Here is a 12,443-nt window from a genome sequence, read left to right as displayed (position 1 = left end):
GGTGGAGCGGGGTTCGTCGTGTTCAGCCCACCGTGACCGTTTTGCATCCCAGATCGACACTGAACGCGCCCTTGTCGTCCGGGATGCTCACGCAGACCTGACGCTTGCCCTTCTTCGCCGTGAGCCGTTGCTCGAAACCGTGGATCGAACCCGCAGCGGGGAACGCCGCGCCCACGTCGGGGCGGGACTTGTCCGCCCGGACGGAAGTGGTCGTGCCGTCGATCGATACTCGGACCGACACAGGTGCCTTCACGTCGGGGTCGAAAGCCCACCCGCGCACCGAAACCGATCCCGTTCCCGCGCTGACAGCGTCGAGGTTGCCGACCGGAGCGCCCGCCGCGCCCGTCACGGTGGTACATCCCAGCAGGGGATTCGCACCGACCGTGTTGATCGCGTAGATGCACAACCTCGAGGTGCCGACGGGGAGCTTCACGGAAGACTGGAAACCGTGCGCCGCACCGTAGAGAGGGAAGACCGCGCCGACGTCGGGACGGCTGCGGTCCGCCGTGAGCACCGTCGCCGATGACCCGACGTACACGTGCACGGCGATCGGCTTGGCGGTGTCGGGATCGATCGCCCAGCCACGAACGGTCGCGGTGTTACCGGCCACGCGCACCTCGTCGACACTTCCGACCGGAGTGCGCCCCTCATCGCGCGTGGCGACCGACTTGCACCCCAGGTCGGTGTCGGGGCCGCTGGTGTTGATTGCGGTCACACAGACCTTCGACGGTCCGATCGGGATGTCCACGGCTCGCGAGAATCCGTGCGCCGGACCGTAGAGGGGGTAAGCCGCGGCGACGTCGGGTCGCGACGCGTTGGCCGTCACCCGGGTGCTCTTCCCATCGACCGAGATGCGAACCGCGATGGGACGGACGGTGTCGGGATCGATCGCCCAACCCGACACGGTCGCGCTGCGCCCCGAGACCGTGACCGAGTCCAGGCTTCCGACCGGAGCTTGCCCCTTGTCCTTGCCCGTCACCCTCTGACAGCCGAGGGTCGTGTTGCCGCCCGCGGTGTTGATCGCATAGGCGCACACCGTGCTGTCCCCCGTCGGAAGGTCGACGACCTCCGAGAAGCCGTGCGCGCTGCCGTACGCGGGGTAGGCGGCACCGACGTCGCTGCGCGCATCGTCAGCGGTGTACGCCTTGCCCTGCCCGCCCACGTAGATGTGCACCGGGATGGCTTTCTTCGTGTCGGGATCGATGGCCCATCCCCGCACGCGCGCGGAGGTCCCCGCCACATCGATTCCGTCCAGGCTCCCGATGGGGGCGCGCCCGATGTCCCGCGCTGCGGGGGTCATGATGTTGCGGCACCCGAGAGTCGCGTTGTCGCCGCGCCCCGTGTTGATGCCGTACACGCAGAGCTGCTTGGCATCCAAAGGGATCTTCAGCGTGACGTTGTAACCGTGGGCCGTCCCGTGGACCGGATAGGGGCCCGCGAGGTCGGGGCGCTTCGAGGTCGCGGTGAACGCGGTGCCGACCCCGTCGACGTAGACGTGGACGGCGATGGACGAGGCCGTGTCCGGATCGAGGGCCCACCCCGACACCGTCACCGATCCCGACGATGCCTTCACGACGTCGACGGCACCCACCGGCGATCCCGTGTAGAAGGGCATGTCGCGGCATCCGAGGGTCACGTTCGATCCCTGTCCGGTATTGACCGCGTACAGACAGACCTGGCCCGTGCCCCCTTGGGTGACCGGGACACGCGCGTCGAAGCCGTGTCGGTTGCCGCTCCCGGGGTACGCGGCGCCCACATCCGCGCGATCGCCGTCGGCAGTGAGCGTCGTCACGACGCCGCCCAGTGAAGCCTGCACCTGAATGGGGCTGGTGGTATCCGGGTCGATCGCCCAACCACGCACACGGATGCCACCGGGGTACGCCTCGATGGCGTCGATGTTGCCGAAGGGGCGGCCACCCGCGCGCGTCGAGCCGAACCAGTCGGTGAACGTGCGCCAGAAGTTGCGGTTGCCGTAGGCGGAGCATCCGTCGCCGGTGCCGTAGAGATTGTCGAGCGCGGCGCGATTCGGGACGTACGGCGTGTAGATGTACAGGCCGGCGGTAGCGGCGTTCTCGATGTAGACGCGCTGTGTTCCGCAGCCGCCGTCCGGGTTGTAGAGGATGTTGTTCCAGCGGCCCTGCTGGTAACCCCACCACGTGGGGTTCAAGCGGTAGACCTCGAACTGACGGGCCCCGTAGTAGACCTGGTAGAAGAAGCCCGCCGTCGAGTCATCGCACGGGGCGGTGTCCGGGCATCCCTGCCCAGTCGCCGCCCGATAGTTCCAGTCGGACGGAGCGGTCGACGTGATGAGGCCCTGCTCCTTCTGCAGGAGCACGAGAAGCGCCTTCTGACTGATCCCGCACGAGCGCGCGACCTTGTCGATGATGGTCGACGCGCTCTCGTTCGGCTGACCTTGATATCCGTTGCAGTACTTGTCCGCCGGCCGGTTGTCGGTGTTCTGGCGGTAATCCTTGATGCAGGTGTACCCGGAACGGCACGAGGGCACCTGTCGTTCCATGAACGCCTGGATGTCGTTCGAGCTCATCGCGTCGCCGTCGTAGAACACCGCATCGTCGATGATGTTGCCGGCGTTCCAGTCCGACGCGTCGGCGGCCGCGGCGGCCCCCACCGGGCTCACCGTCGCGGGCAGTGCGACAGGGACGGCCACGAGGACGGCGATCACGCACGCCCAGACGGCGATGACCGCCGCGACGCTGCGGCGGCGGGTGCGGACGATCACTGCCCTGGCTCGATCGTCGCGGTCGCGGAGAGCGCGCGCAGCTGCGGGGATTCGTATCCGACGTGGAAGGACACCTTCTCTTCGCCGCTCGCAACGGGGATGGACATCAGGCCGCAGTAGGTGACGCCCTTGCCTTCCGTTCCGGCGACCGAGACCGATTCCTGCGTGTCGTCGCGCGTGAGCGTGCACGTGCCGCCGGACTCGGCGACCCCGGGTACCATCGCGGTCACCTCGAGGGCGCCGTCACGGACCTCGGAGGTCACCACGAGGATCTCGCCGTTGTACGGCGTGTCGGACGTCGGGCTCTCGCTCGGTTCGGGCTGGGGCGTCGAGGTCACGATCGGAGTGGGGCTGGCGGTGGGCGACGCCGACGGCGAGAGGCTCGGCGACGGTGTCGGAGCGCCCGCGACGGGCGTCGCGCAGGCCGACAGCGTCACGACGCCGGCGACGAGGAGAAGGGCGGGCAGCGCGACGCGCGCCCGCCTCGAACGAGACGGGACAGCGGCGTCGTGTAGGTGCTTCACGCGTTCATTATGCGTGGCTTAAGTGACAGATGGGAATATTGCCGACAATCGGTAGAGCCCCGTTATCGACGCCCGAGCCGCCGCCGAAGCCGCCGGACGCGCGAGAGCAGGGGCTGATGCGCGTCGATCTCGCGCCGGACGTCCTCACGGAGTTCCGCCCGCAGGCGGTCGACGGCCGCGTCGACGTGCGCGGCCAGCTGCGTCTGGAGGGACGAGAGGTACAGCGGCAGCCCGGGGCCTTCGCGCTGCACCCACTCGGCGAGAGCACGGTCGCGCACCACCGCGTCGTCGCGGGCGTGCTCGGCCGCGAGACCGAACATGCTGTTCGCGTCGAGACCGACCGAGTCGGGCCGCTGCGTCCAGAATGCGAGCGGCTCCCCCGCGAGGAAACCGATCTCGTGCGTACGCAGGATCCGCAGGTAGAGGTCCCAGTCCTCGACGGCATCCAGGGTCTCGTCGTACCAGCCGACCTCGTCGTGCACGCCGCGGCGGTAGACGACAGAGATGGGAACGGCCCGGTTCACGCTCATCATCTCGCCGAGCGAGATCCGGTTCATGCCCGCCCAGAACGGAGCTCGGCCGACCTCGACCCACGCGCCGCCGCGGTTCTCCTCGTACACGATCTCGGTCGCGGCCGACACCGCGGCGTGCGCGGGGTGCGCGTCGAGCCAGGCGACCGTGCGCTCGAGGAAGGCGGGATGCCAGCGGTCGTCGTCGTCGTGGAGAACGACGTACTCCGTGTCGAGGGCGCGCACTCCCGCGTTCGCCGCGACGCAGCGCCCGCCCTCCCCCGCGGGGATGTGGATCACCTCGACGCGATCGCCGAGCCCGGCGGTCGCGACGACGGCGTCGACCTCGGACGCGTCACCGCCGTCGTTGACGACGACCAACCTCCAGTCCTCGAACCGCTGCGCGGCGACATCCCCCAGCGCCCGGCGGAGGAACGCCGGGCGGTGGCGGGTGCGGACGACGATCCCGGCGCGTGCAGGCATGCGTCCGAGCATAGGGGCCGGAGAGTGCCGAGACGCGGCACCGGGCCGGTCTCAGAGTTCGGCGTGCAGCGCCCAGATCCGGTCGGCACAGGCCTCCCACGCGAAGCCCTTGGCGCGGTCGCCGGCGAGCACGCGCAGCCGCGCGCCGTCCTCCCCGAGGGCCCTCTCCAACGCGCCCCCGAGGGCGTCCGAGGGGGCGAGGGCCGCGGCATCCGCCAGTACTTCCCGGTGGACGGGGGTGTCGACCGCGACGATCGGGATGCCGACGGCCAGAGCGTCCACGGCGCGCCAGGGCCAGTCCGTCCGTGCGCACCCGGTCACGAACGCGGCGGCGTGCGAGAGCACCGCGGCGCGGTCCCACTGGTCGAGCGAACCGCGGGCGTGCACGCGCTCCTCTGAGACCCCGGCGGCGACGGCGATCTCGAGGACTGCGGGCTCCTCCCCCTCGGGCACGTCGAGGACGACGACGTCGCCGGCCCAGCCGGCCGCCGTGACCGCGGCGAACGCGTCGGCGAGTCCGTCGGACGGCGCACGGCCGCCCGCGAGCGCGAGGAACGATGTCGGCAGCTCGAGGGCGCGCAGGCGTCCGACCACGTCGGACGGGACGCGCATCCCGGCGGCGGGGGCTCCCCCGATCACGCGGACCTTCGCCACGAGCTTGGACTTGGCCACTTCGCCCAGCCGCGCGGCCATCGCGTGGGTCGGGACGACGACGGCATCGGCGTGCTTCGCGACGCGCGACAGCAGGGCGCGGGCGGCGAGCGCCTCGGCGCGGGGCAACTCCTCGGGAGTCTCCCAGGCGCGCAGATCCCACAGGGTCACCACGATCTGGTGCGTCTCGTTGACACGGTCGTGGCGCACCAGCGGCGCGAGGGCGGTGGGTGAGTGGATCAGCCCCTTGCCGACGCCGGGGGCGACGCCCAACTGCCAGGACGCCGCGAGCTCGCGCCGCCGCATGGGGAGGCGCGTCTCGGCCGACAGACCGGTGACCCCGGCGTCGTCGGGAAGCCCGGGTGCGGGCACGATGCTCGCGACGTCGCATCCACGCGGGGCGGTGTCGATGAGCGCCTGCGTCAGCGAGACCGACGCCTCGGCGAGGTCGCGGGACGTGGGGGCGACGAGCTGGTCCAGCACGACGCGGAGGGTGACGGTCACGGCGCGGGGCTCTCCGTTTCGGTCGGGGGATGAAGCTTGTCGCGCACGATCTGCTGCACCTGGGCGTAGTCGGGGTCGAACTCGTCGACCCCGCCCTCGGGCGTGAGCTCGATGGTCGAGACGGGCTGGTCCTTCGCCTTGAGGGCGAGATCCACCAGCGTCGGAGCGATGAGCCCCTGGGGAAGATCGGTCTCGACGATGTTCGTCCCCGCCGACGCCACGTCCTGGAAGTGGGTGAGGACGTTCTGCGGGGTGAACTGCGCGAGGATCGCCTCCTGCAGCTGACGCTGACGCCGCATCCGGTCGAAGTCGCTCGTGGTGTACCGCGAACGGGCGTACCACTGGGCGGTGTCGCCGTCCATGTGCTGCGCGCCGGGCTCGATCCATCCGAAGGCCCAGTCGTCGACGGGCTGCCCGTCATACGCGGGACCGCCCTTCGGCAGGCGCTCGTCGACCGTGATGTCGACTCCACCGAGGGCGTCCACGAGGTCGGCGAAGCCCTTCATGTCGATGAGCACGTAGTACGGGATCTGGATGCCGAGGATGCCCTCTGCCGCGTCTTTGGTCGCCTCGATGCCCGGCTCGGAACCGTGTGCCTTGGCATCCGGATACAGGGCATTGCCGTCCTGGCAGACCTCGACCTCGGTGCGCAGCTGGTTGATGCCGCTGCCCCACCCGCAGTCCGGGTCGAACTTGCCCTCGTGCCCGTTCGGGTACTTGTCCTGCATGGGTCCGGGCGCGAAGGGGAAGTTGGGCATGTCGCGCGGGATGCCGGTGATCGTCACGGCACCCGAAGCGGCGTTGATCGAGACGACCGAGATACTGTCGAAGCGCATGGAGTCCCGGCCCTCGCCCGAGTCCGCGCCCAGCAGCAGGATGTTGTAGTAGCCGTCGGAAGGCGGGACGACCGGGGCCGACTGCGCGAAGATGTCGGCGAAGGCGTCGCGGGTCGTCCCCGCGGTCTGCACCGCCCAGCCCGCTCCGGCCACCAGCGTGCTCGTCAGGCCGATCGACACGATCGCGATCCCGAAGCGCGCGAAGGGTCCGGTCCGCACGAGGCGGACGAGACGCAGCGTGTCGATGGTCAGCACGATCCACAGCACGGCGTAGCCGACGAGCACCACCTGCACCACGGTGAGCGGAACCCACCGGAACCACGACAGGAACTCGGGGATGAACGAGCCGGTCGCCAGAGCGAACAGGCTGCTCGGCGCCAACAGCGCGCCGAGAGCGACGAGCACGAGCCCGACCCACAGCGCCAGGGTCGCGGCGAGGCCGAAGCGTCCGAGACGCCTGTTGCCCGCGAGCACCTGCGCGGAGCCCGGGATCAGGAGGTTCGCGATGACGAGCCACCAACCGCGCCGCGTCATCACCGCGGCGGACCCGAGATCGGGGTTGCGCAGCGGACGCTGCTCCACCAGCGGCGAGCGCGACGACGCGCGCGGGGGCGCGAGGGTCATAGCGACTCCTTGAGCCGTCGGTTCTTGTCTTCGACCTGACTCTCGAGGTCGCGGGCGTAGGCCTCGACACGGTCCGCGATCTCGGCGTCCGCCGACCCGAGGATGCGTGCGGCGAGGAGCCCCGCGTTCTTCGCCCCGTTGATCGACACCGTGGCGACCGGGATCCCCGCCGGCATCTGCACGATGCTCAGCAGCGAGTCCAGTCCGTCGAGAGTGGCCAGCTGCACGGGAACGCCGATCACGGGAAGAGCGGTGACGGATGCCAACATGCCGGGCAGGTGAGCGGCTCCCCCGGCACCGGCGATGATCGCGCGAAGCCCGCGGCTCCGGGCCTCGCGGCCGTACCTCACGAGCTTGTCGGGCGTGCGGTGGGCCGAAACGACCTCCACCTCGTGCGGGATGCCGAACTCGGTCAGCACCTCGGAGGCGGCGTTCATGACGCGCCAGTCCGAGTCGGAGCCCATGACGACGCCGACCACGGGCGTCTCGGAAGAATGCAGCGGCCGGGTCACCGGTCCAGGCTAGGGCGGCTCGCTGGAAGAAGGCGGAACGGCGCGCTCAGACGCTCAGCTCAATCGAAGAAGGCGGCCGTCGCGCGTGCCTCGTACACGGCGTCGTCGAGGTCGTCGCCCGTCACGTTGACGTGTCCGACCTTGCGGCCGGGGCGTGGGGCCTTTCCGTAGGTGTGGATCTTCGCGTGCGGGTGCGCGTCGAGCGCGGCGGGGAATCGCTCCTCGAGTGTGCCTTCGGCGGGCCCCCCGAGCACGTTGATCATGACGGACCAGGGGGCCGTGGCATCCGTCCCTCCGAGGGGGAGGTCGAGGACCGCCCGCAGGTGCTGCTCGAACTGGCTGGTGATCGCGCCGTCCTGCGTCCAATGGCCGCTGTTGTGGGGACGCATCGCGAGCTCGTTGATGAGGATGCGCTCGTCGCTGGTCTCGAAGAGCTCGACCGCCAGCATCCCGGTGACGCCGAGGCCCTCGGCCACGGCGACGCCGATGTCGGCGGCGACCCGCTGGACACGCGCGTCGGCGCGGGGCGCGGGCGCGACGACCTCGGCACACACTCCCCCGCGCTGCACGGTCTCGACGACGGGGTAGGCCCGCACCTCGCCGGACGGCCGGCGCGCCACCTGCTGCGCGAGTTCGCGCGTGAAGTCGACGAGCTCCTCGACGAGGAGCGATCCCCCGTGGCCGTCCTCGGCGAGGGCGGCGAACCAATCGTCGGCCTCGGTCGCCGCGGCCACGACGCGCACGCCCTTGCCGTCGTAGCCGCCGCGGGGCGTCTTCACCACGGCGCGACCGCCGTGGGCGTCGAGGAAGTCCTGCAGCTCGGCGGAGTCGGCGACGGCCGCCCAGTCGGGCTGGGGAAGACCCAGTTCGGCCATGCGCGTCCGCATGACGAGCTTGTCCTGGGCGACGGCGAGCGGAGCGGGTCCGGGGTGGACGGAGACCCCCGCGTCGACGAGGGCGGCGAGGACGTCCTGCGGGACATGCTCGTGGTCGAAGGTGATCACGTCGACGTCACGCGCGAAAGCCAGGACCGTCTCGGCGTCGCGGTAGTCGCCCACCGCGGACGCGGCGAGCGCGGCCGACATCCCCTCGTCCTCGGCGAGGACACGGATGTCGATCCCCAGTTCGACGGCGGGCGCGATCATCATCCGCGCCAGCTGTCCGCCACCGATCACTCCGACTCGCAGCGTCATGCCGCTCCCTTCGTCGGCATCCATTCTGTCGGGCTGCTCACGGGGGCGCGAGCCGAGGCGGCCCGGCGCGGGGGTCCCGGTGGCTTCGACGGGCTCAGCCACCTCGACGCAACCGGGGGTCCCTGAGCTTTCCGAAGCGACCGGAACTCCCTCGGACGCCGGTGGCTTCGACGGGCACGGCCATGTCCGGCGCCGGGCCCGCAGCCCGCGTCAGAGACCGACCGAGCCCGAACCGAACGCCTGGGAGTCGCGGTGCGCGAGGATCTGGTTGACCTCGACCTGGTCGACCAGGGTCTCGTGCAACAGCACGGCGTTCGGGACGTTCTTCAACCGCAACGGAGGCTCGACGCCGTTCGACAGCGTGAGCGTCCCCGCACCCCAGAGGCGCTGCAGAACGCCGCGCCGCATCTGGATCGAGTACCCGCGCACGTGCGAGATCTCCTGGGTGCGGGAGCCGAAGAAGCCCGAGCGCTCGATCACGCGCCGGGTCGTGATCGTCCACGTGTGCGACAGCCAGACGAGGTAGGGGACCACGACGAGGAGCAGCACGAGCGCGGCCGCCGTGCTCAGCAGCATCCAGTTCTCGAAAGGTGCGGGCAGATTGTCGTAGAAGTACGCCGTCGACCCGGCGACGCCGATCAGCACGATCGCCGACCACGCGAGACGTCGCGCGTGCGCGTGGATCCGCGCGATGCGCAGCTCGGGGGCTGCGGCACCGGGCGCCGGCATGCGCGGGCGTCCTCCGTAGCTGGTCGGCTGGGTCACCCTCTCATTGTGCGGGTCGCGCGCCGCAGCCCGCGGCGCACACGCGGGACGCCCGGCGCCTCAGCGCACGTGCACCACGTCGCCGGCCGACACCGCCTCGACGATCGTTCCCGCCTCCACGACGAGTCGACCCGCCTCGTCGAGCCGGGTCGCGCGACCCGACAGTGTCGTCCCGTCGGGCATCGAGACCGACACATCGCGGCCGACCGTCGCGCAGAGCTTCTCGACGTCGCCGTGCACGCGGTCCTCGTGCCCGGCCGCGAGAGCTGCGAGAGACTCCGCGAGCCCCGAGACGTAGTCCGCCATCAGCTCGTCTTCGTCGCACTCCGCCCCGAGCGCCCCGAAGGACGTCGCGGTCGCCACGGGAAGGTCCGCCCGGCTCATCCGGGTGTTGACCCCCGCTCCGACGACGACGGTGTCGAAGGTCCCCGGCACCGCTTCGGCCAGGATGCCGCAGATCTTGCCGCCCTCCACGAGCACGTCGTTCGGCCACTTCAACTCCACCGTGCCGCCGTGCCCGCCGAGCTGGCCGCGCACCGCGCGGGTCATCGCCGCTCCGGCCACCAGAGGGATCCAGCCCCGCAGCGGCAGCGGCACCCGGGAGGCGTCCACGACGACCGAGACGGCGATCGCGGTTCCCGCGGGAGCGGTCCACGTCCGATCGAGGCGCCCGCGGCCCGCACGCTGGTCGCGCGTGACCAGAAGAGAGAGGTGCGGCCAGCCGGCGGGGTCCGCCGTGACGGCCGCGACGACGTCGGCGTTCGTGGAATCGGTGGTCTCGACCACCTGGACGCGGGGGCTGACGGCGGCGGTGCGCGGGTATCCGGCTTCAGGGATCGGCATGCCCACACCCTAGGCAATCGCCGGCGCGGCGGCATCCGCTTGCGCTTCCTCGTTCCGGCGGGTGCGGGCAGCGGCCCACACGCTTGACTGGACGGATGCCACAGCGCCTCGCCTATTCGCTTGTGCGCACCCTCCAACGTCGGCGACGAGGCTGTCGCTAGGGTGGAAGGCGTGACCGACCAGCCCGATCTCTTCACCACCGCCGGCAAGATCGCGGACCTGCGCAACAGGTTCCAGGAGGCGGTCGTCGACGCCGAAGCCGCCGCGCGTGACAAGCAGCATGCGAAGGGCAAGCTCACCGCCCGCGAGCGCATCGAGATGCTGGTCGATCCGGGTTCCTTCGTCGAGCTCGACGAGTACGTGCGCCACCGCACCACCGCCTTCGGCATGGACAAGTCCCGTCCCTACGGCGACTCCGTCGTGACGGGGACGGGCACGATCCACGGCCGCACCGTCGCGGTCTACGCGCAGGACTTCTCGACCTTCGGCGGCTCGCTCGGCGAGGTCGCCGGCGACAAGATCATCAAGGTCATGGAGCTCGCGCTGCGCAGCGGCATCCCGATCATCGGCATCCTGGACTCCGGCGGCGCGCGCATCCAGGAGGGCGTGGTCGCCCTCGGCAAGTACGGCGAGATCTTCCGCCTGAACACCGCCGCCTCCGGCGTGATCCCGCAGATCTCCATCATCATGGGTCCCGCCGCCGGCGGCGCGGTGTACTCTCCCGCGCTCACCGACTTCGTCATCATGGTCGACAAGACCAGCCAGATGTTCGTCACCGGCCCCGACGTGATCAAGACCGTGACCGGCGAAGACGTCGGCATGGAAGAACTCGGCGGCGCGCACACCCACAACACGCGCTCGGGCGTCGCGCACTACCTCGCGGACGACGAGGACGACGCGATCGACTACGCGCGCACCCTGATCGGCTACCTGCCCGACAACAACCTCGCCGAGATCCCGGTGTACGAGACGCCGTTCGAGTTCGAGACGACGGATGCCGATCGCTCGCTGAACACGATCATCCCCGACTCGCCCAACCAGCCCTACGACATCCACACGGTGATCTCGGGGATCGTGGACGCCGGGGACTTCCTCGAGGTGCAGCCGCTGTTCGCCCCGAACATCGTGATCGGGTTCGGTCGCATCGAGGGCCGCACCGTCGGCATCATCGCCAACCAGCCCTCGCAGATGGCCGGCACGCTGAACATCGACGCGGGCGAGAAGGCCTCGCGCTTCGTGCGGTTCTGCGACGCGTTCTCGGTGCCGATCGTGACCCTCGTCGACGTGCCCGGGTACCTCCCCGGCACCGACCAGGAGTGGACCGGCGTCATCCGTCGTGGCGCGAAGCTCCTCTACGCCTACGCCGAGGCCACCGTGCCGCTGGTGACGGTCATCCTGCGCAAGGCGTACGGCGGCGCGTACATCGTCATGGGCTCGAAGCAGCTCGGTGCCGACATCAACCTCGCCTGGCCGACCGCGGAGATCGCCGTCATGGGCGGCCAGGGCGCGGTCAACATCCTTTACCGCGGCGAGATCAAGCGGGCCGAAGAGGCCGGCGAAGACGTCGCGGCCGTGCGCACGCGCCTCGCGAACGAGTACACCTACAACGTGGCATCCCCGTTCCTCGCCGCCGAGCGCGGCGAGCTCGACGGCATCATCGAGCCCGCGCAGACGCGCGTGTCGATCGCCAAGGCGCTGCGGGCGCTGCGCAACAAGCGCGCGAGCCTGCCCGCCAAGAAGCACGGGAACATCCCGCTGTGAGCGACACCCCGCTGGACCCGCCCGAGGCCGTCGCGCGCGTCGTGCGCGGGACTCCCACGCCCGAGGAACTCGCGGCCGCGATCGTCGTGGCGGGCGAAGCCTATGCCCGCGAGAGGGCGGATGCCACCGCACCCGAGGCCGCGGCACGGTCGAGCTGGGAGCTGTCTGCGCGGGGTCTGCGCGCCCCGCTGAACCGCGACGCCGGTTGGCGCGGATTCACCGGCTGACTGTCCCCCGAAATACCTACAGACGCACCGGACCACCTCGCGGATACTGGAGGAGCTGGAACGCTTTGTGCGTTCGGCCGGACCGCTCATCGAGCCGGTTCCGGCCACCGCGGCCGGTTTTCGGGTAACCGTCCGCATGGGTGAGGGGCCGGCGCTATCGCCGCCCCTCACCCCCATCCCCCTGGCTTGTTCGACTCCGGCGCGATGACGACCGGCGATCAGAACGCATGCCGAGTATTCGGTGTCCGGGGGCCTGCGGACAGGCGGCCGG

The 12,443-nt window shown here is 70.5% G+C and carries 11 protein-coding genes; 2 read left to right on the top strand and 9 right to left on the bottom strand.

Features of this window, described 5'->3' with window-relative positions; genetic code table 11:
* Positions 1-22 precede the first annotated feature (22 nt).
* The 9 genes from ACMW4R_RS08035 to ACMW4R_RS07995 form a co-directional block, all read right to left on the bottom strand.
* The gene (locus ACMW4R_RS08035) at positions 23-2,740 is read right to left on the bottom strand and encodes a hypothetical protein (RefSeq protein WP_418299617.1); all 2,718 of its coding nucleotides are present in this window, start codon (positions 2,738-2,740) and stop codon (positions 23-25) included.
* Positions 2,737-3,264 (bottom strand): hypothetical protein, encoded by a 528-nt coding sequence (locus tag ACMW4R_RS08030; protein ID WP_058613004.1) that lies wholly within the window; start codon positions 3,262-3,264, stop codon positions 2,737-2,739. The genes ACMW4R_RS08035 and ACMW4R_RS08030 overlap by 4 nt, the downstream gene beginning before the upstream one ends.
* Positions 3,265-3,326: 62 nt before the next feature.
* Entirely contained in the window at positions 3,327-4,256 is a 930-nt protein-coding gene (locus ACMW4R_RS08025) for a glycosyltransferase family 2 protein (protein WP_058629063.1), read from the bottom strand.
* Positions 4,257-4,307: 51 nt separating this feature from the next.
* Positions 4,308-5,411, bottom strand: coding sequence for a hypothetical protein (locus tag ACMW4R_RS08020; protein ID WP_058629038.1), 1,104 nt, complete (start codon positions 5,409-5,411; stop codon positions 4,308-4,310).
* Positions 5,408-6,871, bottom strand: coding sequence for an LCP family protein (locus ACMW4R_RS08015; RefSeq protein ID WP_418299616.1), 1,464 nt, complete (start codon positions 6,869-6,871; stop codon positions 5,408-5,410). Before ACMW4R_RS08015 ends, ACMW4R_RS08020 begins: the two co-directional genes overlap by 4 nt.
* A complete protein-coding gene (gene purE / locus ACMW4R_RS08010; RefSeq protein WP_058595539.1) occupies positions 6,868-7,335 on the bottom strand; it encodes a 5-(carboxyamino)imidazole ribonucleotide mutase in 468 nt (155 codons plus the stop codon). The genes ACMW4R_RS08015 and purE overlap by 4 nt, the downstream gene beginning before the upstream one ends.
* A 107-nt stretch (positions 7,336-7,442) precedes the next feature.
* Complete coding sequence (locus ACMW4R_RS08005; RefSeq protein WP_418299615.1) at positions 7,443-8,576, bottom strand: 5-(carboxyamino)imidazole ribonucleotide synthase; 1,134 nt, start codon at positions 8,574-8,576, stop codon at positions 7,443-7,445.
* 210 nt (positions 8,577-8,786) lie between these two features.
* A complete protein-coding gene (locus ACMW4R_RS08000; protein ID WP_058595492.1) occupies positions 8,787-9,341 on the bottom strand; it encodes a PH domain-containing protein in 555 nt (184 codons plus the stop codon).
* Between the two features lie 60 nt (positions 9,342-9,401).
* Positions 9,402-10,184, bottom strand: a complete 783-nt coding sequence (locus ACMW4R_RS07995) for a biotin--[acetyl-CoA-carboxylase] ligase (RefSeq protein WP_418299614.1) — start codon at positions 10,182-10,184, stop codon at positions 9,402-9,404.
* A gap of 171 nt (positions 10,185-10,355) precedes the next feature.
* On the opposite strand from ACMW4R_RS07995, the gene ACMW4R_RS07990 reads away from it, so the two are divergent.
* Together ACMW4R_RS07990 and ACMW4R_RS07985 are read left to right on the top strand one after the other, a co-directional pair.
* Positions 10,356-11,945, top strand: coding sequence for an acyl-CoA carboxylase subunit beta (locus tag ACMW4R_RS07990; protein WP_058595494.1), 1,590 nt, complete (start codon positions 10,356-10,358; stop codon positions 11,943-11,945).
* Complete coding sequence (locus ACMW4R_RS07985) at positions 11,942-12,172, top strand: acyl-CoA carboxylase epsilon subunit (RefSeq protein WP_363337672.1); 231 nt, start codon at positions 11,942-11,944, stop codon at positions 12,170-12,172. The genes ACMW4R_RS07990 and ACMW4R_RS07985 overlap by 4 nt, the downstream gene beginning before the upstream one ends.
* The last annotated feature ends 271 nt before the right edge of the window (positions 12,173-12,443 follow it).

It is taken from the genome of Microbacterium sp. S1037 (assembly GCF_048381605.1).
Lineage (GTDB): Bacteria > Actinomycetota > Actinomycetes > Actinomycetales > Microbacteriaceae > Microbacterium > Microbacterium testaceum_B.
The sequence above is the reverse complement of the archived record's forward strand: the minus strand, read 5'-3'. Positions and strand labels throughout refer to the sequence as shown.